This window comes from Qipengyuania gaetbuli (genome assembly GCF_020524765.1).
Classification (GTDB): Bacteria; Pseudomonadota; Alphaproteobacteria; order Sphingomonadales; family Sphingomonadaceae; genus Qipengyuania; species Qipengyuania gaetbuli_A.
In genome coordinates this window covers 1,341,386-1,361,546 of the sequence record NZ_JAIVLR010000001.1, presented here as the reverse complement: position 1 = coordinate 1,361,546, position 20,161 = coordinate 1,341,386, and the positions used below count along the sequence as shown (strand labels likewise).

18 protein-coding genes are annotated in these 20,161 nt (G+C 66.4%); 7 read left to right on the top strand and 11 right to left on the bottom strand.

What is annotated here, in order from left to right:
* Positions 1-10: 10 nt before the first annotated feature.
* The 5 genes from LC083_RS06925 to LC083_RS06905 form a co-directional block, all read right to left on the bottom strand.
* Entirely contained in the window at positions 11-1,351 is a 1,341-nt protein-coding gene (locus LC083_RS06925; RefSeq protein WP_226699737.1) for a S41 family peptidase, read from the bottom strand.
* 103 nt (positions 1,352-1,454) lie between these two features.
* Positions 1,455-2,678 carry a murein hydrolase activator EnvC family protein gene (locus LC083_RS06920; RefSeq protein ID WP_226699736.1) on the bottom strand — a complete coding sequence of 408 codons (1,224 nt, stop codon included), beginning with the start codon at positions 2,676-2,678 and terminating at the stop codon, positions 1,455-1,457.
* Positions 2,679-2,696: 18 nt separating this feature from the next.
* Positions 2,697-3,119 carry a 23S rRNA (pseudouridine(1915)-N(3))-methyltransferase RlmH gene (locus tag LC083_RS06915; RefSeq protein ID WP_160609200.1) on the bottom strand — a complete coding sequence of 141 codons (423 nt, stop codon included), beginning with the start codon at positions 3,117-3,119 and terminating at the stop codon, positions 2,697-2,699.
* Positions 3,120-3,252: 133 nt separating this feature from the next.
* Positions 3,253-3,669 carry a ribosome silencing factor gene (gene rsfS / locus LC083_RS06910; protein ID WP_160608647.1) on the bottom strand — a complete coding sequence of 139 codons (417 nt, stop codon included), beginning with the start codon at positions 3,667-3,669 and terminating at the stop codon, positions 3,253-3,255.
* A 57-nt stretch (positions 3,670-3,726) separates the two neighbouring features.
* Entirely contained in the window at positions 3,727-4,398 is a 672-nt protein-coding gene (locus LC083_RS06905) for a nicotinate-nucleotide adenylyltransferase (RefSeq protein ID WP_226699735.1), read from the bottom strand.
* Positions 4,399-4,713: 315 nt separating this feature from the next.
* Between LC083_RS06905 and LC083_RS06900 the strand changes: the two genes are divergently transcribed.
* Positions 4,714-5,799: a M23 family metallopeptidase gene (locus LC083_RS06900; protein ID WP_413469451.1), complete on the top strand. Its 1,086-nt coding sequence runs from the start codon at positions 4,714-4,716 to the stop codon at positions 5,797-5,799.
* A gap of 19 nt (positions 5,800-5,818) precedes the next feature.
* Positions 5,819-6,208 (top strand): bactofilin family protein, encoded by a 390-nt coding sequence (locus tag LC083_RS06895; protein ID WP_226699733.1) that lies wholly within the window; start codon positions 5,819-5,821, stop codon positions 6,206-6,208.
* Positions 6,209-6,286: 78 nt separating this feature from the next.
* Here the strand turns inward: LC083_RS06895 and LC083_RS06890 are convergent, their stop codons facing one another.
* From LC083_RS06890 to LC083_RS06865, 6 genes are all read right to left on the bottom strand, one after another.
* A complete protein-coding gene (locus LC083_RS06890) occupies positions 6,287-7,960 on the bottom strand; it encodes an AMP-binding protein (protein ID WP_226699732.1) in 1,674 nt (557 codons plus the stop codon).
* Between the two features lie 97 nt (positions 7,961-8,057).
* Complete coding sequence (locus LC083_RS06885) at positions 8,058-8,774, bottom strand: DUF1013 domain-containing protein (protein WP_160608642.1); 717 nt, start codon at positions 8,772-8,774, stop codon at positions 8,058-8,060.
* A gap of 117 nt (positions 8,775-8,891) precedes the next feature.
* Complete coding sequence (locus LC083_RS06880) at positions 8,892-9,917, bottom strand: glycosyltransferase family 1 protein (protein WP_319003427.1); 1,026 nt, start codon at positions 9,915-9,917, stop codon at positions 8,892-8,894.
* Positions 9,918-9,967: 50 nt separating this feature from the next.
* A complete protein-coding gene (locus LC083_RS06875) occupies positions 9,968-10,873 on the bottom strand; it encodes a UDP-2,3-diacylglucosamine diphosphatase (RefSeq protein ID WP_226699731.1) in 906 nt (301 codons plus the stop codon).
* 96 nt (positions 10,874-10,969) lie between these two features.
* Entirely contained in the window at positions 10,970-11,584 is a 615-nt protein-coding gene (locus LC083_RS06870; protein ID WP_226699730.1) for a glutathione S-transferase family protein, read from the bottom strand.
* Complete coding sequence (locus LC083_RS06865; protein ID WP_226700027.1) at positions 11,577-12,563, bottom strand: NAD(P)H-quinone oxidoreductase; 987 nt, start codon at positions 12,561-12,563, stop codon at positions 11,577-11,579. Before LC083_RS06865 ends, LC083_RS06870 begins: the two co-directional genes overlap by 8 nt.
* A gap of 124 nt (positions 12,564-12,687) precedes the next feature.
* Between LC083_RS06865 and LC083_RS06860 the strand changes: the two genes are divergently transcribed.
* From LC083_RS06860 to LC083_RS06840, 5 genes are all read left to right on the top strand, one after another.
* Complete coding sequence (locus LC083_RS06860) at positions 12,688-12,888, top strand: DUF1192 domain-containing protein (RefSeq protein WP_160608639.1); 201 nt, start codon at positions 12,688-12,690, stop codon at positions 12,886-12,888.
* Positions 12,889-13,030: 142 nt separating this feature from the next.
* On the top strand, positions 13,031-15,412 hold the full coding sequence (clpA, locus tag LC083_RS06855; protein ID WP_226699729.1) for an ATP-dependent Clp protease ATP-binding subunit ClpA: 2,382 nt from the start codon (positions 13,031-13,033) through the stop codon (positions 15,410-15,412).
* Between the two features lie 74 nt (positions 15,413-15,486).
* A complete protein-coding gene (locus tag LC083_RS06850; protein ID WP_226699728.1) occupies positions 15,487-17,514 on the top strand; it encodes an alpha/beta hydrolase family protein in 2,028 nt (675 codons plus the stop codon).
* 35 nt (positions 17,515-17,549) lie between these two features.
* Complete coding sequence (locus tag LC083_RS06845; protein ID WP_226699727.1) at positions 17,550-18,554, top strand: ligase-associated DNA damage response exonuclease; 1,005 nt, start codon at positions 17,550-17,552, stop codon at positions 18,552-18,554.
* A 2-nt stretch (positions 18,555-18,556) separates the two neighbouring features.
* Positions 18,557-20,149 (top strand): cisplatin damage response ATP-dependent DNA ligase, encoded by a 1,593-nt coding sequence (locus tag LC083_RS06840; RefSeq protein WP_226699726.1) that lies wholly within the window; start codon positions 18,557-18,559, stop codon positions 20,147-20,149.
* The last annotated feature ends 12 nt before the right edge of the window (positions 20,150-20,161 follow it).

The window sequence follows — 20,161 nt, the reverse complement described above, 5'->3', positions numbered from 1 at the left end:
GGTGCTAGCCCTACTTCTTGCGCACGGCAACCGAGCTCGGCGAGGTCCGGCGCAGCGTCTGCAGCGCATAGTGCAGCTGGAAGTCCTTGATGCCCTGCTCTTCAAGCTCGGCAGCGGTCTGCTGGAAGCGCGGATCGGCGCGCTTGTCGCTTTCCAGGTCCTCGTCCTTGAGGCCGAGCTCGTTGATCAGGTGGCCGCGCAAATCGCTTTCGCGCATGATGAACTTGTTGCGCTTGGCAAGGTCGGGATCGGACAGCTGGGGCACGGTGATGTCGGGGTTGATGCCGCCTTCCTGCACCGAATGGCCCTTGGGCGTGTAATAGCGCGCCGTCGTCAGCTTCAGCGCGGCTTCGCGGCCGAGCGGGAGCAGCGACTGGACGCTGCCCTTGCCGAAGCTGCGTTCGCCCATGACCACCGCGCGGCGATGGTCCTGCAGCGCGCCGGCGACGATTTCGCTGGCCGAGGCCGAGCCTGCGTCGATAAGCACCACGATCGGGATGCCTTCCGCGATATCGCCGCGGAACACGGTTTCCGCGTCATAGCTGATCGATTCGCCGCGGGCACGGCCGCGCTGCGACACGATCTGCCCCTGCGAGAGGAACAGGTCGGACAGCGCCACCGCTTCGTCGAGCGAGCCGCCGGGATTCGAACGCAGGTCGAGCACGAGGCCGTTGAGGCGGCCGGCGGCCTGCTTCTGCAAATCCTTCCACGCGCCGTAGACGTCGGCGCCGACATCGCGCGAGAATTCGTTGACCATGATGTGGCCGATCCGGCCGTCTTCCAGCTCCCAGGTGACCGGTTCGAGCTCGATCACGCCGCGCGTCACGCTGACGTCGAACGGCTCTTCGCGGCCCGGGCGGAAGATGGTTAGCTTGATCGCGGTGCCGGCCTTGCCGCGCATGCGCGCCACTGCCTCGTCGAGTTCGAGGCCGTAGATCAGCTCGCCGTCGAGGTGGGTGATGTAGTCGCCCGCCTTCACGCCCATCTGGTCGGCCGGGCTGCCGCGGAAGGGCGAGATGACCTTGACCGCACCATCCTCGCTCACGACCGACAGGCCGAGACCGGAATAATTGCCGTCGATCATCGTCTCCAGCCGCTGGAGGTCGGAACCGTCGAGATAGGCCGAATGCGGGTCGAGCGCGGCGAGCATGCCGTCGATCGCGCCGTTGATCAGCACGTCGTCGGATACCGGCTCGACATAGCTTGCCTTGATGCGCTGGTAGACTGCGAACAGCTTGCCGAATTCGGGGCCTGCCTTGCCATCGACCTGCGCGAGACCGGCGGTCGTCGCGGGAATGAGCGCGACGGCGGTCACGAGGGCGGCGGAACGGGCCAGTTCGGCAATCTTCATCAAACCAAATCCTTGCAAGCTGCGACCATTCTATAGCGCGCGGGGCGTGAATGAAAGATGAGCCGTTTTGTGTCGCTTCAAGGCACGGTTTTCGACCGACGGCCTAGCGCAGGTGGTCGAGCGGATTGACCGGCTCCCCCTCGCGCCGCAATTCCAGCGCGATTTCGGGCCTGCGCAGCGGTGCCTGCCCCAATGGCGAACCGGCTGTGACCTGCTGGCCCACCTCGACCGCCACATTGCCGAGGCCGGTGACGAGGCTGGTCCAGCCATTGCCGTGCTCGACGATCACGATCGAGCCGAAGCCGCGATAGGGCCCCGCAAAAGCGACGCGCCCGGCACCCGGCGACACGATCTGCGCGCGCGGACGCGGGGCGATGGCGATGCCCGAGGTGCGCGAGCCGGCGACGCTCGCTTCGCCGAAACCTGCCACCACGCGGCCTGCCACCGGCAGGAGGTAGCGCGAGGGCGCTTCGGTCGAATCGGGACTGGGCACGGCGACGGGCTGCGGCGCAGCGACTTTGCCCTCTTCGGGGCGCAGGACAGGACCGGGAAGCGCCGCGAGGCGTACGCGCAGGGCGCCCGCCAGTTCGAGCTCGCCGACCAGCGCGTCGAGATCGCGCGCTTCTTCCGAAAGGACCAGCGCGCGTTCCGCCTCGCGCGATGCGCCGCCAGCAGCGCGTCGGGCCAGCACGCGCTCTTTCTCCGCCAGCGCCACGAGTTCCTTGCGGCGTGACGTCAGGTTTGCCTGCGCCGAACGGAGGCTGCCGAGCGTGTCGGCGCGGCTTTTCTCGAGCGCGCGGGCCCGGTCGAGATCGCCCCGCAGCGCGCGGGTCCGCTCCCTCACCACCGGCATGGCAGACGCCAGCGCGGCGCGGGTGTGGACGACGTCCTCGAGGGAACCGGGCTGCAAGGCCGCCAGCGCCAGCGGACGGCGCGCCATGGTCTGGAGCGCGGCGGTCAGGCGCATCAGCGGTTCGCGCTTGCGGGCCAGCTGGCGGTCGAGTGCGAGCCGCTGGCCTTCCACCAGCGCCAGCTCCGCCTCGGCGGCAGTGATAGCCGCTTCGGACTGCTGCACGCGCGCGGCCAGCGCGGCGGCATCGGCCTGCGCTTTTTCCGCCGTAGCTTCCGAGCGGACGGACTGGCGCTCCAGCCGCTCGGCGCGGGCACGGGCATTGCGCTGCTGCTGGCGGGCGGCTTCCAGCGCCTCGCGCGCATCGGCGGCATCGGCGAAGCGCGCCGCATCGCTGCTTCCGGGCATGGCGATGCCGGGCAGCGCGACAGCAAGCGCCAGCGACGCGGCCATGAGCGAGAGGGCGACACGGATCATGGCGTCACTCCTGCCGCATCAGCCGCTGCGATGATAGGGGTGTCCGGCGATGATCGTCGTCGCACGGTAGAGTTGTTCGGCCAGCATCGCGCGGGCAAGCAGGTGCGGCCAGGTCGCCTTGCCGAAAGCAAGCAGCAGGTCCGCCTCGCGCCGCTCCTCTTCCGAATGCCCGTCCGCCGCGCCGAGCACGAAGCGGCATTCGCGCATCCCGTCGTCGCGCCAGCGTTCGAGAATCGCGGCCAGTTCCTCGGACGGAAGGTCCCTGCCCCGCTCGTCGAGCAGGACGGTCTTGCACGGGGTCTGGGGTTCGGGAATCCGCCCGCCCGTATCGGGCAGCTCGGTGAATTTCACCGGCCACGTGAGCCGCTTCTCATAGCGCGCAACCAGCTCCGCCTCGGGCGAGCGGGCAATCTTTCCGCGAGCAATGACGTGGAGCAGCAAAGCGCGAACCTCGACAGACAGTGACAGACCGGGCTGCAGGCCCGGCAAGGGCGACCGCCCGCCCGCAGGCGCCCGAAGCGCAGCGGAGGAACAGCGCCGAGGACGCAGCCGCGGATGCGGCTGCGCGAAACCGTCAGGCCGTACCGGCTACCGGCGGCGCGTCACCGAAGGCCCACATGCGCTCCAAGTTGTAGAAGCTGCGGACTTCGGGGCGGAAGAGATGCACCACGACATCGCCGGCATCGATCAGGACCCAGTCCGCGGCCGGAAGCCCTTCGAGCTTCACCGGGCCGAAGCCGTTTTTCTTGATCTCTTCAGCCAGCTTCTGCGCCATCGAGGCCACCTGGCGGGTCGAACGGCCCGATGCGATCACCATGTGATCGGCAATCGAGGTCTTCCCCTCGAGGTCGATGGTCACGACCTCCTGGGCCTGGTCGTCGTCGAGCTGCTTGAGCACGAGCGAAAGCAGGGCGTCGCCGGCATCAGCCATGCGGACGACCTTCGCCGTGTCGGTCCCGGTACGCGCCGGGTCGGTATGCGCCTGTGTCATAGGCGTGCACTGTACTCCAAGATGCAGGGGCTGAGGCCATGGAAAGGACAACGCGCATCATGGCGCAGTCGTTTCCTCCTCGTGAGGAATGAGGCGGTGTGTCACCTGGTCTCGCGGGGAAAAACCGGCGTGGTGCGATGCCCAGTCGGGGTCGGCGCGGCGGATGGCCGTTGCCGAACGCGGGTCGGGATCGAAACGCAATGTCACCAGTGCCGGTGCGCTCCATTCGCCCCCATTTGCAAAGCTGGCGAGCGGGACGCGGTAGCGCCTCAGCCAGGCCATCGCGGGGCTCGCGACAGCATCCGCATCATAGCCGGGCCGCGCGATCACCGCAATCGGCATCCTGCGTGCAATTCGCCGCCAGTCGCGCCACAGGTGGAACTGGGCGAGATTGTCCGACCCCATCAGCCAGACGAATTCGAACTTGGGATAGCGCCGCTGGATCGCGCCCAGCGTGTCCACCGTGTAGCGCGTGCCAAGCTCGCGCTCGATCGCGGTGGCGCGGATCGGGGCGCGCCTCGCCTGCTGCGCCGCAGAGGCGAGCCGCGCGGAGAGCGGGGCCATGCCCGCCTTGGGTTTCAACGGGTTACCCGGCGAAACCAGCCACCACACCTCGTCGAGGCCGAGCGCTTCGAGCGCGAACAGCGAGATGCGCCGGTGCCCGCCATGGGCCGGGTTGAAACTGCCACCCAACAGACCGATTCGCCACGCTGTTCCCGAGCCGCTCATGAATCGGCCCTAGCAGGCGCATAAACCCTTGTCATTGGGACGGAATCGGGCCGAATCGGTGGACGCATGGTAAACAACGACTTAGGGAATGGTTCCCGCAAAAGTTCGGAAATTTCGCGCAGATGAAACGACTCGTCCCGCTTACTCTTCGACTCGTGGATTCGGTGGGGTCAGGATTCGCCTTTGCCGGGAACTGTTGTTAGCGATCCCACCCAAGGGTCAAAGACCAAGGGACGGGTCGTTTTGGATAACAACATCGCACAGGGCGGTCGCATCGCCCGTATCAAGAGCTGGTTCCCGGATCGCGAGTTCTTCATGCGCTCCGAAGGCCAGGTCCGCTTCATCACCATCTCCTCGCGTGTGCAGATGACCGCTGCGGCAATCGCCGTGGCGGTGCTGTTCGTGTGGGCGGTGTCGATGGCGGTCGCCGGCTGGGCGCAGTACCGTGCCGCTTCGGACCGCCTCTCGCTGCTCGACCGCGAAGCCAAGGTCGCGACCTCGGAAGAACGCCTCGCCGCCTATGGCGACAATCTCGAGGAAGTCAGCGCCGACCTCGACCGCCGCATGGAATTCATCGAGGGCGTGGCCGAACTGCTGCCCGAGGAAATGAAGGTCGACACCGCCGTGTCCGACAGCACCGGCGAAGCCGCCGCCACGGTCGAGAAGGTCAGCGCCGCCTTCCCGCAGGCCGCAGAACTCGCCCGCATCGAAGCCCGCCAGCTGGCCGTGGTCGAAGGCCTCACCCGCTATGCCGACTGGCGCGCCCAGCGTGCCGCCGAAGCGCTCAAGCAGCTCCAGCTCAATCCCGCCCAGGTCATCCGTTCCAGCCGCAACCAGGCGATGGGTGGTCCGCTCGAAGGGCTTGCCACCGATGCCGACGGCTCGATCGATCCGCGCTTCGAACGCCTCGGCCTGTCGATGGCGCGCATGGCCGCGCTCGAACAGGCGCTCGAAGGCGTCCCGCAGTTCGCCCCGGCCCGCAAGGACCTGATCTCGTCGGGCTTCGGCTATCGCCGCGACCCGTTCAACGGCCGCGCCGCAATGCACAGCGGCCTCGACTTCAAGGGCGCCACCGGCACCCCGATCTACGCCGCCGCCAAGGGCCGCGTCACTTTCGTCGGCCGCAAGGGCGGCTACGGCAACACGGTCGAAATCACCCACGGCAACGGCCTGATGACGCGCTATGCGCACATGTCGAAGTTCAATGCCAAGGTCGGCCAGCAGGTTTTGCCGGGCCAGACCATCGGTGCCATCGGCAGCACGGGTCGCTCGACCGGTCCGCACCTCCACTTCGAGGTCCGGATCAACAATCGCGCGGTCAACCCGCGTACTTTCCTGGAGACCGCCCCCCATGTTCTCGAAGAAATCCGCCGAGCCCCTGAGCTCGCCGACGCCAACTAATTCCGGACGCAGCATTCCCATGGCCAGCAAGAGCAACTCGACCTTCTCCGTTCTCGGTTCCGATCTCGCCATCAAGGGCGATATCAAGGCTTCGGCCGACCTGCACATCGACGGCAGCGTGGAAGGCGACATCGCCTGCTCCAGCCTCGTGCAGGGCGAAACCAGCACGATCACCGGCGGCGTGAAGGCAGAAACCGCTCGCCTGGCCGGCACGGTCAACGGCTCGATCACGGCCCGCGAACTGGTCATCCTGAAGAGCGCGAAGATTACCGGCGACGTCTATTACGACGCGCTGACCATCGAACAGGGCGCACAGGTCGAAGGCCGCTTCGCCCACCGCGACAAGTCGGTGAAGGCCGCCGCCCCCGCGCAGCAGGCCAAGCAGCCGGAGCTTACCGTCGCCAACTGAGCGGCGCGTCTGACAAGCTAGGAGAGGACGAAGGTCGTCCTGCGCATGGCGCAGGGCGGCCTTCTTCTTGTGTGCGCCTCAGTCGAGGACTTCGGCGCGCAGGGCCTTACGGTCGAGCTTGCCGATCATGGTCTTGGGCAGCTCTTCGCGGATGACGACGTCGCACACGCGCTCGTGCTTGCCGATGCGGGCGTTGAGCCATTCGCGCAGGGCATCGCCGGTGGCGCCTTCACCGGCGTTCAGCGTGACATAGGCCTTGGGGCATTCGCCGAGGTATTCATCCGGAACGCCGATCACGAGCGCTTCCTTGACCGCCTCGTGTTCGAGCAGCACGTCTTCCACCTGGCTGGGGAAGACCTTGAACCCGCCCACCGCGATCATGTCCTTGATCCGGTCGACGATGGCGAGGAAGCCTTCCTCGTCCACCGTGGCAACGTCGCCGGTGCGCAGCCAGCGCTTGCCGAAATGTTCGAAGAACACGTCCTTCGCCGCGTCGGGCCTGTTCCAGTAGCCCTGCATGACCTGCGGGCCGTGCAGCGCCAGTTCGCCCGGTTCGCCGCCCGGGGCGATCACCTCGGGATTCTCCTTGTCGAGCAGCAGGACTTCGGTCCCCATGACGACCTGCCCGATGGTGCCGGGCTTGCGCTTGCCTTCGTAGGGGTTGGCCGAGACCACGCCCGAACTTTCGGTGAGGCCGTAGCCCTCTACCAATCGCACGCCGGTGGCTGCCTCGAACTTCTCGCGCAAGGGGCCGGGCAGCGGCGCTCCGCCCGAAATACAGACCTTGAGCGTCGAGAGGTCGGTCTTCGCAAGATCGGGATGGTCGAGCAGCGCCTGGAACATGGTCGGCACGCCTGGGAAGCCGGTGGCCCCGTATTTCTCGATCGTCTGCAGCACCTGCTTCGTATCGAAGCGCGGGACCATGGCGATCGATGCGCCGGTCACCACCGCGTGATTGAGCAGCGCGGTGTTGGCGAAGACATGGAAGAACGGCAGCGCACCCATGAAGACCTCGCCCGCGGGGTCGCCGAAGGGGTTGAGGCCCGCGGTCTGCTGCGCATTGATCGACAAGTTCGCATGGGTCAGCATCGCGCCCTTGGGCGTGCCCGTGGTCCCGCCGGTATATTGCAGCAGGGCGAGGCCTTGCGGATCGAGCGGAGGCAATGCGGCCTTGCTGGCAGCACCTTGCGAAAGGAGATCGTCCCACGCGATCACCCCGTCGCCATAAGCGACCTTCGCGATCTTGCTGCGCGCGAACAGCTTGAGCGCGAGGCCCTTGAGCTTCGGCAGCATGCCCGAAAGCGAGCTCACCACCAGCGTTTCGAGCTGCGAGGCGTGGAGCACCTTTTCCGCCGTGCCGTAGAGTTCGGGCACGTCCACCGTCACCAGCAGGCGCGTGCCGCTGTCGGCGACCTGCGTGCTGAGTTCGTCGACCGAGTAGAGCGGCGAGAAATTCACCACGACGGCGCCTGCCAGCATCGCGCCGTAATAGGCGGCGACGTAGCTCGGCACGTTGGGCAGGAACAGGCCGACCCGGTCGCCGGGCGCAATGCCGCGGGCGATCAGGCCGAGCGCGAACCGGCGGGCCTGCTCGTGCAGTTCGGAATAGGGATAGGTGCGGCCGAGGAAATGCAGCAGCGGGGCATCCGGCGCGGCGGTCGCCGTGCGCGCGAACATGTCGGGCAGCGCGATGGCTTCGAAACGCGTGTCCCAGGGGACGGGATGGTAATTGGGCAGCTTGCTTACATCCATGTCAGTAGCATGGCCTATCTGCCCCTAAACGCAAGCAAAAAGGGCGGGCGAAGCCATCTGCCTCGCCCGCCCTTCGAATTGGCTATGCCTTGTGCCGTCAGGCTTCTTCGGCGGGTGCTTCGCCTTCTTCCTCGGCGGCACGCTTGGCGCGGAGCCATTCCTCGGCCTCGGCTTCCTGTGCGGCTTCGGCGGCGGCCTTTTCATTGGCGTCGCGTTCGGCACGCAGTTCCTCGATCAGCTTTTCGCGGTCGCTGCCCGAATCCGCCACGGCTGCAGCGCCTTCGATGCCGGCCTTCTTGGCGGCCTTGGCGACAACGGCGTCGAGTTCGCGCTGCGAACACAGTCCCAGCGTGACCGGGTCCTTGGGATTGATGTTCTGGATGTTCCAGTGGCTACGCTCGCGGATCGCGGTGATCGTGTTGCGCGTGGTACCGATCAGCTTGGACACCTGCGCGTCCGAGACTTCGGGGTGGTTGCGCAGGATCCAGGCGATGCCGTCCGGCTTGTCCTGGCGCTTGGACACCGGCGTGTAGCGCGGGCCCTTGGTGCGGCTGACGGCGACGGGTGCGCGCTGCATCTTGAGGCGGTATTCCGGATCGGCCTGGCCGCGGTCGATTTCGGCCTGCGTCAGTTCGCCCGAGTGGAGCGGGTCGCGGCCGGTGTACTTGCTGCCTGCCAGGTCGTCGGCCATGGCCTGCACTTCGAGGATGTGGAGGCCGCAGAATTCGGCGATCTGCTCGAACGAGAGGCCGGTGTTGTCGACCAGCCAGGTGGCGGTCGCGTGCGGCATCAGCGGAGTGGGTTGGTCGGCCATGAAAGCGCCTTTTCTCAGACTTGAAAATAGAAGGGCCGCCCCTCGCGGAGCGGCCATTGCCCCGCCCATGTAGGCGAGAGGCGCGGATTCGGCAAGGCGCAACGCGCGCCCGCCGGCTCAGGCGGCAGGCAGCGCGTCGGGCGGCAGTGCGGCGAGCCCGTCGAGGAATTGCGCGGTCGCCGCTTCCCACGAATACCGCCGGGCGAGTGCCACGCAGGCCGCGCTCTCGCAATAGAGCGCCGCGTCGATCGCCCGGTCGAGCTGGAAAGAGAGCGCACCCACCTCGTCCGTCACGATATCGCGCGGGCCCGCAACCGGGAAAGCGGCGACGGGCGTGCCGCAGGCCAGCGCCTCGATCATGACCAGTCCGAAAGTGTCGGTGAGGCTGGGAAAGACGAACACGTCTGCGCCGGCATAGCATCCAGCCAGCTCGCGCCCGCTCTTGCGGCCGAGGAAAAGGGCATCGGGATAGCGGGCGCGCAAACCTGCCAGCGCAGGCCCGTCGCCCACCACGACCTTGCTGCCCGGATGCGCGCAATCGAGGAACGCCTCGAGATTTTTCTCCACTGCGACCCGGCCGACGTAAAGCTGGACCGGCCGCGGCAGGTGGGCGAATTCGGCAGGAACGGGCGCGTCGGGCGTGAAGCAAGCAAGGTCCACGCCGCGGCTCCAGTGGTGCAGCTTTTCGAGGCCATGAGCGCGCAGTTCCTCGCGGATGCTGCCGGTCGCGACCAGCACCCTGCTGGCGGGGCGGTGGAACCAGCTGATGTAGCGCCAGAACCATTCGCTCGGCAGGCTGGTCCGCCGGGCGACGTAATCGGGAAACTGCGTGTGATAGGCGGTGGTGAAGCTCACTCCTGCAGACGCGCAATAGCGGCGTGCGGCAAGCCCCAGCGGGCCTTCGGTCGCGACATGGATGGCCCCGGGGGAAAACTCGCGCAGCATCCGCGCAACCACGCCGGGCCTTGCGAGCGCCAGGCGGATTTCCGGATAGGTCGGGCACGGAATGCTGGCGAACAGGTCAGGCGAGATCACCATCACCTCGTGCCCGCTTGCGCGCAGCAGGTCGCAGGTCGTGGTCAGCGTGCGCACGACCCCGTTCATCTGCGGCAGCCAGGCATCGGTCACGATGGCAATGCGCAAGGCCTTGCCCGTGCCGGTCGCCGCCAAGGGATCGAGAGCGATGTGCGCGTTCACGCAGCCTCCAGCGCGGTCCCGGCCTCCATCACGGCCGCCTTTTCCGCCTCGCGTTTCGCGATCTCTTCCGGCCAGTGGAGGATTTCCATGCTGCCGTCGAAATGCTCGACCAGCGCGGTGCAGCCTTCGACCCAGTCGCCGTCGTTATAATAGGCGATCGAAGTCCCGCCGTGGTCGAAGTCGCGGATATCGGCAGTGTGGATGTGGCCGCACACGACGCCGTCCACCCCGCGCTCGCCAGCCGCGCGGGCGACGATCGCTTCGAATTTCGAGATGAACTCGACGGCGTTCTTGACCTTGTGCTTGGCTGCCTTGGAAATCGACCAGTAGGGTAGGCCGAACAGCTTGCGGACCGAGGCGACCCATGTGTTGAGCCGCATCATCGCGTGGTAGAGCGCGTCGCCCACGAAGGCGAGCCAGCGGTGCGCCAGCATGATCGTGTCGAACTCGTCCCCGTGCAGCACCATCAGGCGGCGCCCGTCGGCCGTGTCGTGGAACGCGGCACGCGCAATCTCCACTCCGCCGAAATTCATCCCCGCAAAGGGGCGGACCATCTCGTCGTGATTGCCCGGGATATAGACGATCCGCGTGCCGCGATGCGCGCGCTTGAGGATGCGCCAGACGATGTCGTTGTGCTCAGCCGGCCAGTAGAACTTCTTCTTCAGCCGCCAGCCGTCGATGATGTCGCCGACGAGGTAGAGTGTGTCGCTGTCGGTGTGGTCGAGGAAGTCGATCAGCAGCTCTGCATTGCAGCCCTTGGTGCCGAGGTGGATGTCGCTGATCCAGATCGTGCGGAAGCGCCGCCGCTCGTCGAGGCTGGTGCGCTCGGGCACCTTCGGCCGGACGGGCAGGAAGCTGGAAACATTGGCAAAAGCGGTGAGATCGGGCGTCAGTTCGGTCATGCAAGGCCTCCCCTGTTCGGGAAGCTCCATGCCATTCCATTATGACACCGGCATCGCAGCGCGGTTACACTTGCGCGTCTTTGCTACCGTTCGGAGTCAGGCCATCGCGATGTAGCCGGGCAAACCCTCTACCCGTGCCAGCCATGCGCGGATCGCCGGGTATTCGTCCAGCTTGAAGCCGCCGTCGCCCGCGACATGGGTATAGGCATAGAGCGCGATGTCGGCGAGCGTGACGCTGTCGCCCACGAACCAGTCGCGCGCGGCGAGATGTGCGTCCATCAGCGCCAGCGCCTCGCATCCGGCGATACGCTTGGCCATGATTTGCGCATCCTGCTGTTCGGTCAGCTTGTCCTCGCCCACGAAATGAAGCCAGAAGCGCAAGGTCGCGATATTGGGTTCGTGGCTGTACTGTTCGAAGAACATCCAGCGCAGCATGTCGGCACGTTCGAACCGCGTTTCGGGAACCAGCGCGCTGCCTTCGGCGAGGTACCAGCAGGCGGCATTGCTTTCGGGCAGGAAGCGATCGTCCACCTGGAGCACCGGGATGCGCCCGTTGGGATTGACCTGTTCGAGGAATTCAGCGGTGCGCGTTTCGCCTGCCATGATGTCGTATTGGCGCAGGGCCAGCGGCACGCCCACCAGCGCGGCGGTCAGCTTGATCTTGTAGCAATTGCCGCTGCGCGGATCCTCGTGGAGCGTGTACTCAGCCATTGCCGACCTTGAGGACGATCTTGCCGATGTGATCGCCCGCTTCCATCCGCGCATGGGCAGCGGAGACCTCGGCCAGCGGGAAAATCTCGTCCATCACCGGCGCGATGGTTCCGTCCTCGAACAGCGGCCAGGCGTGGTTGTAGATCTCGTCGGCGAGAAGCGCCTTGAACTCGTCCGAACGCGGGCGCAGCGTCGAGCCGGTCATGGTCTGCCGCTTGCTCATCAGCTTGGCCATGTTGATTTCGGCCTTGAGCCCGCGGAGCACAGCGATGGTCACGTGCCGCCCGTCCACTGCGAGGCAGTCGAGATTGCGCTGCACGTAGTCGCCCGAAACCATGTCGAGCACCACGTCGGCACCGCGCCCGTCGGTAAAGGCATTGACCTGCTCGACGAAATCCTCGGTCTTGTAATTGATCGCAAGGTCCGCTCCGATCCGGCGGGCAGCCTCGCACTTGTCCTCGCTGCCGGCGGTAGTGACTACGCTGAGGCCGAATTCCTTGGCCAGCTGGATCGCCATGGTGCCGATGCCGCTGGTCCCGCCATGAACCAGCAGGGTCTCGCCATCGCGCGCCCAGCCGCGCTCGAACACATTGTGCCACACGGTGAACAGCGTTTCGGGAATGGCGGCCGCGGCGGCCATGTCCATGCCGTGCGGGACATGGAGGCAGTGGCCGGCATGGGCGAGGCAGTATTCGGCATAGCCCCCTCCCGACACCAGTGCGCAGACGCGCCGGTTGAGCATTTCGGGGGCAGCGCCCTCGCCGATGGCGACGACGGTGCCCGACACCTCGAGCCCGGGAATGGGCGAGGCGCCCGGCGGCGGCGGGTAGAAGCCCTGCCGCTGGATCACGTCGGGGCGGTTCACACCGGCATGGTCGACCTTGATCAGCACTTGCATCGGACCGGGGACCGGTACGGGCAGCGTTTCGGGGCGGAAGACCTCCGGCCCGCCGGGTGCATCGAAACCCATCGCGGTCATCGTTTCCGGCGGATTGTCGGCCAAGTATCGCCCCCGTCGCAAAATCGTGGCCCCTGCGCCACGCGGCGGTGCATTACCGTCTGGGCGTGTTGACAGCAACCGCCCAAAGGAAGAGCATGGCCGCATGGATGACGACGACCGTCCGCGCCCCAAGGGCGACGCCGCGAGCAAGCTCGCCGCAGAGGACCTGTCCCCCTATTCGATCGACGAACTGGAAGAGCGGATCCGCCTGCTCGAGGACGAAATCGCCCGCGTCGAGAAACACCGCCTGAAAGCCGCCGCACACCGCGATGCGGCCGACGCCCTGTTCGGGCGAAAGGGCTAGGGCGTGCGCGGGGGGCTGAAATTGCGCCGCCCGCTTCCCATATCGCTTTCCCACGCTGCCGTCCGGTCAGCATTCGTCAAGCTTGATACCCTAGGCTCACCCTGTCTCGCCCTTCTGCGAGTCCCTCGAAAGTAGGATCCGAATGCCAAGTTTCGCTGCCAATCTCGAAAAGACCCTCCACGCCGCGCTGAGCGATGCGGGCGAACGTCGCCATGAATATGCGACGCTCGAACACCTGCTGCTGGCGCTGATCGGCGACGAGGACGCAGCGCAGGTCATGACCGCCTGCGGTGTCGACCTGGGCGAGCTGACGGCAGTGGTGACCCAGTACCTGGAACAGGAATACCAGTCGCTGAAGTCCGACGACGGCGCCGACCCGCAGCCGACCGCCGGTTTCCAGCGCGTGATCCAGCGCGCCATCCTCCACGTCCAGTCTTCGGGCAAGGACACGGTGACCGGCGCCAACGTGCTGGTGGCGCTGTTCTCCGAACGCGACAGCTATGCCGTCTATTTCCTGCAGCAACAGGACATGAGCCGCCTCGACGCGGTGAGCTTTATCAGCCACGGCATCGGCAAGGGCGGCAAGCAGGTCGAGGCGCGCCCGCCGCAGGGCGCGGAAGAAGCGCAGGGCAACGAGGCAGCCGAACAGGCCAAGCCCGCCGACAAGAAGGAAACCGCGCTCGACCAGTTCACCGTCAACCTCAACAAGAAGGCCGAGGACGGGCGCATCGATCCTCTGATCGGCCGCGGGCCGGAAGTCGATCGCACCGTGCAGATCCTGTGCCGCCGGTCGAAGAACAACCCGCTCTACGTGGGCGATCCGGGCGTCGGCAAGACCGCCATTGCCGAAGGTCTTGCACGCAAGATCGTCGAAGGCGACGTGCCCGAAGTGCTGCTCGATGCAGTGATCTACTCGCTCGACATGGGCGCGCTCCTGGCCGGCACGCGCTATCGCGGCGATTTCGAGGAGCGGCTGAAGCAGGTCGTGAACGAGCTCGAGGGCATGCCCGACGCGATCCTCTTCATCGACGAAATCCACACGGTGATCGGCGCAGGTGCGACCAGCGGCGGGGCGATGGACGCCTCGAACCTCCTCAAGCCTGCGCTGTCGAGCGGCGCGATCCGCTGCATTGGTTCGACCACCTACAAGGAATTCCGCAACCACTTCGAAAAGGATCGCGCGCTGCTGCGCCGGTTCCAGAAGATCGACGTGAACGAGCCCACCATCGAGGATACGATCAAGATCCTTCAGGGCCTGCGCAGCGCGTTCGAAGACCACCACAAGGTCAAGTACACGCCCGATGCGATCAAGACCGCGGTCGAGCTGTCGGCGCGCTACATCAACGACCGCAAGCTGCCCGACAAGGCGATCGACGTGATCGACGAGGTCGGCGCGATGCAGATGCTGGTGCCGCCCAGCCGCCGCAAGAAGAAGATCACCGCCAAGGAAATCGAGGCCGTGATCGCGACCATGGCGCGCATCCCGCCCAAGTCGGTGTCGAGCGACGACAAGAAGGCACTCGAAAACCTCGAGCGCGACCTGAAGCACGTGGTCTTCGGCCAGGATGCCGCGGTCGAGAGGCTGTCGACGGCGATGAAGCTGAGCCGCGCGGGCCTGCGCGATCCGGACAAGCCGATCGGCTCGTTCCTGTTCTCCGGCCCGACCGGCGTCGGCAAGACCGAAGTCGCCCGCCAGCTCGCCAGCATCATGGGCATCGAGCTCAAGCGCTTCGACATGTCGGAATACATGGAACGCCACTCGGTGAGCCGCCTGATCGGTGCGCCTCCGGGCTATGTTGGTTACGACCAGGGCGGTCTTTTAACCGATGCGGTTGACCAGAACCCGCACTGCGTCCTCCTGCTCGACGAAATCGAGAAGGCACATCCGGACCTGTTCAACATCCTGCTGCAGGTGATGGATAACGGCCGCCTGACCGACCATCACGGCAAGACGGTCGATTTCCGCAACGTGGTGCTCATCATGACGACCAATGCCGGCGCGTCCGACATGGCACGGCAGGGCATCGGCTTCGGCGACGTAAGCAAGGAAGATGCGAGCGAAGAGGCGGTGAAACGCATGTTCACCCCCGAATTCCGCAACCGTCTCGATGCGATCGTGCCGTTTGCCTATCTCGGCAAGCAGACCGTCGCGCGCGTGGTCGACAAGTTCATCCTCCAGCTCGAGCTGCAGCTGGCCGAACAGAACGTCGACATCCAGTTCGACAAGGAAAGCCGCGCCTGGCTCGCCGACAAGGGTTACGACAAGCTCTACGGCGCGCGCCCGATGGGCCGCCTGATCCAGGAAAAGATCAAGCAGCCGCTGGCCGAGGAACTGCTGTTCGGCAAGCTGGCCGACGGCGGCGAGGTCGCGGTGACGCTGAAGGAAGGCAGGCCGAGCTTCGAACTGACCCCGGCACCGCCCAAGGCCAAGGCCAAGCCCAAGCGCAAGCCTGCTGCCAAGAAGAAGGCCGCGCCCAAGAAGAAGCCCGAGGCCGACGCCAGCGAAACCAAGGGCGAAAGCTGAGCGGCCCGCCCGCTCTAGCCAGAATCGCTTCCGTGTGATTGAACCTCCCCTGTTGCCGCAGGGGAGGTTTTTTCATGAGATACGCCTGTTTCGCCGCGCTCGGCCTCGCGCTAGCCGCACCGGCCTATGCGCAGGATGCGCCCAGCCCGGCCTTTACCGCAGAGGACCTGTTCGGCCTCAGCGTGGCGGCCGATCCGCAGATCAGCCCGGATGGCAAGCGCATCGCCTATGTGCGCCGGACCAACGATATCATGACCGATGCCGCGGTTTCCTCGATCTGGATGATCGACGTGGCGAGCGGGGCGGAAACGCCGCTGGTAACGGGAGAAGGCTCGCACTCCAGCCCGCGCTGGTCACCGGGCGGCGATCGCCTCGCCTATGTCTCGACCCACAGCGGCGGCGGGCCTGAACTGCACGTGCGCTGGATGGCCAGCGGGCAGAGCGCGAACATCACGGCCCTGCCCGGCGCGCCGCAATCGCTGGCATGGTCGCCCGATGGCAAGCGCATCGCCTATTCGGCCGATATCCCGTCCGAACCGCTCAAGCTCGGCTCGCCGCTTTCGCCGCCCGAAGGCGCCAAGTGGAAACCGGGGCCGCAGATTATCGACCGCGTTACCTATCGCTATGACGGGGCCGGCTATCTCACGCCGGGCTTCACGCAGGTCTTCCTCGTCGATGCAGTCGGCGGCGCGCCGCGCCAGCTGACCCATGGCGACCGCAATCACGGCGGCGGCCTCGAATGGACGCCCGACGGGCGCACCATCCTTATCAGCGGCAATCGCGACGAGGACTGGGAGCTGAGCGGCGTCGACAGCGAGGTCTATGCGATCGACGTGACCTCTGGCGCGATTACCGCGCTGACCGACCGCGACGGTCCCGATGCCAATCCGCAAGTTTCGCCCGACGGACGGCAGATCGCCTACCTTGGCTATGACGACCAGGCGATGGCCTATGTCCAGAACGGCATCTACGTGATGGACCGCGACGGGTCGAACAAGCGCCGGATCGCCAGCGGTTTCGACCGCGACGTGACCTCGCTCGAATGGAACGCCGCAGGCCTCTTCGCAGGCTACGAGGACCAAGGCACCTACAAGGTCGCCAAGGTATCGCTGGGCGGCAGCGTCAGCCCGCTCGGCGCGGAGCTGGTCGATACCTATTACACGCGCCCCTATGCGGGCGGGCAGTGGAGCGTGTCCGATGGCGGCGTGCTCGCCTACACCAGCGGCAGCACTTTGAGGCCCTCCGACGTATCGGTGCTGCGCGGCGGCAAGGCCACGCGCCTGACCTCGCTCAACGACCTGAAACTGTCGGGCAAGCGCCTCGCACAGGTGCGGGAACTGCAGGTAACGGCGGCCGACGGGACGAAGATCCCCAGCTGGATCGTGCTTCCCGCCGACTGGCAGGAAGGCAAGCCGCTGCCGATGATCCTCGAAATCCACGGCGGCCCCTATGCCGGTTACGGCCCGAGCTTCTCCTCGGACTACCAGATCTACGCCTCAGCCGGTTATGCCACGCTCTACACCAATCCGGGCGGTTCGACCGGCTACGGCCAGGCTTTTGCCGACCGGATCGAGGGCAATTACCCGATCTCCAACCATGACGAGCTGATGGCGGCAGTCGATGCAGCGGTGGCCGCGGGCTATGCCGATGCAGGCAACCTCTTCGTCACCGGCGGATCGGGCGGCGGCATCCTGACCGCGTGGATCGTCGGCAAGACCGACCGCTTCGCCGCGGCCGCCTCCTACAAGCCGGTCATCAACTGGACCAACATGGCCCTGATGAGCGACGGCTACGCCTTCTTCGGCAAGTACTGGATGAAGGGCCAGCCGTGGGAGCGGCCCGAGGACTACTGGCGCCGTTCGCCGCTTGCGAATGCGGCCAACATCAAGACCCCGACGCTGATGCTGGTGGGCGAGGAGGACTATCGCACCCCGCGAAGCGAGGCAGAGCAGTTCTACGGCGCGCTGAAGGTGCTGGGTGTCGACACTGCGCTGGTCGTGATGCCCGGCGCAAGCCACAGCGATCTGACCATGAGCCCGAGCCAGCAGGCGGCCAAGGGCGCGGCAGTCATCGCCTGGTTCGACAAGTACAGGGACAAATAAGGAAACCGGCGCGCCTCCCTGCCGTTGGTGCGGGGATGGCCGCCTCCTTTTCCTGGATCCGACCCGAGCCGCACGGCATCCACATCGTCCCCGCAGACTGCTGGGTCGATCCCTCGCGCGCGGTCGACAAGGCCCTGGTGACGCACGGCCATGCCGACCATGCGCGCGGCGGGCACGACCAGACGGTCGCCACGCCAGAGACGCTGGCGATCATGAAGTTGCGCTACGCGACTTCTGCCGGCGCGACCCCGGTCGCCTATGGCGAGACGATCCGCCTGCCCGGCGGTGTCGATGCGACCTATGTGCCCGCAGGCCACGTCTTGGGCAGCGCGCAGATCCTGCTCGAGCACGCGGGCGAGCGCGTGGTGGTGACGGGCGACTACAAGCGCCGCGCCGATCCCACCTGTGCGCCCTTCGAGGTGACGAAGTGCGACATCTTCATCACCGAGGCGACCTTCGGCCTGCCGCTGTTCACCCACCCGCCGATCGAAGAGGAGATGGCCAAGCTGCTCGAACGGCTCGCCGCGCATCCCGACCGCTGCGTGCTGGTCGGCGCCTATGCGCTGGGCAAGGCACAGCGCGTGATCGCCGAACTGCGGCGCGCAGGGCACCGCGACCCGATTTACCTCCACGGTGCAATGGAGAAGATGTGCCGCCTCTACGAAGAACACGGCGTGGACCTCGGCGAACTCCGGCTCGTTGCGGACTATTCCAAGGACGACATGCGCGGCGCCGTCGTCGTGTGCCCGCCCAGCGCCCTCAACGACCGGTGGAGCCGCCGCCTGCCCGATCCCATCACTGCCATGGCGAGCGGGTGGATGCGCGTGCGCCAGCGCGCCCGGCAGCGCAATGTCGAGCTGCCGCTGGTCATCTCCGATCACGCCGACTGGGGCGAGCTGACCCGCACGATCGAGGAAGTCGCCGCACAGGAAAACTGGATCACCCACGGCCGCGAGGACGCACTGCTGCGCTGGTGCCAGCTCCACCAGCGCCGCGCCCGCGCGCTGGCGCTGGCCGGTTACGAGGACGAGGACGACTAGGCGTGGAAGAATTCGCCGCCCTGGTCGATGCGCTGGTCTACACGCGCTCGCGCAACGAAAAGCTGCGGCTGATTGCCGAGTACTTGCGCGCGACGCCCGATCCCGACCGCGGCTGGGCGCTGGCAGCGCTGTCCGACGGGCTCGATTTTCCGGCCGTCAAAAGCTCGACGATCCGCAATCTGATGCAGGAGCGGGTCGATCCGGTGTTGTGGACACTGAGCCGCGACTTTGTCGGCGATACGGCGGAAACGGCGAGCCTGCTGTGGCCCGCCCCCGCCGATCCGCCCTCTCCGCCAAGTGTCAGCGAAACGGTCGAGCTGCTTTCGGCCATGACGCGCAAAAGCGTGGTGACGGAGCTTCCCAGGCTGCTCGACCGGCTCGATGCCTCGGGCCGTTATGCGCTGCTGAAGCTGGCGACCGGCGGGATGCGCATCGGCGTATCGAGTCGGCTCGCCAAGACCGCCTTCGCGCAGGCTTTCGACGTGTCGGTCGACGAGGTGGAGGAGTACTGGCACGGGCTCCAGCCGCCCTATGCGGAACTGTTCGACTGGGCTGCGCACGGCAAACCCCCGCCGGATACAGAGAACCTGCCGACCTTCCGCCCTTTCATGCTGGCCCACCCGCTCGAGGACACGGTGGTCGACCTTGCAGACTATGCGGCAGAGTGGAAATGGGACGGCATCCGCGTGCAGCTGGTGCGCGCAGGCGGCGAGACGCGGCTCTACTCGCGCTCGGGCGACGATATTTCCGCGACCTTCCCCGAATTGCTCGACGTGCTGCCCTTCAACGCGGTGCTCGACGGCGAACTGCTCGTGCGCGGCAGCGTGCAGGGCGGTGAAGAAGGCGGGGCGGCCAGCTTCAATGCGCTGCAGCAACGGCTCGGCCGCAAGACAGTCTCGAAGAAGATGCTCACCGAATACCCGGCTTTCGTGCGCCTCTATGACGCGCTGATCGTCGAAGGCGATGACTTGCGCGAACGCGCATGGACCGCGCGGCGCTCCCGGCTCGAGGCGCTGATGGCGCGCCTGCCGGACAGCCATTTCGATATCAGCAGCGTGGTCGAGGCGCGCGACTTCGAGCACCTCGCGCAGATCCGCGAAGGCAGCCGCGACGATGCGATCGAGGGGCTGATGCTCAAGCGCAAGGACAGTCCTTATATCGCCGGGCGGCGCGTGGGATACTGGTACAAGTGGAAGCGCGACCCGCTGCTGGTCGATTGCGTGCTGATGTATGCCCAGCGCGGCAGCGGCAAGCGGTCGAGCTTCTATTCCGACTACACCTTCGGCTGCTGGGACGGCGATCCCGACCAGGGCGCGGACCTGCTGCCGGTGGGCAAGGCCTATTCGGGCTTCACCGACGAGGAGCTGAAGAAGCTCGACCGCCACGTGCGCCAGAACACGGTCAACCGCTTCGGCCCGGTGCGCGAGACCGACCGGAGCCTGGTGTTCGAGGTCGCTTTCGACAGCGTGCACGAGAGCAGGCGCCACAAGTCCGGGCTCGCCATGCGCTTCCCGCGCATCCGCCGCATCCGCTGGGACAAGCCGCCGCACGAAGCGGACCGGATCGAGGCGCTGCGGTTGTTGATCAGGGATTGATTTCGGGGCGAT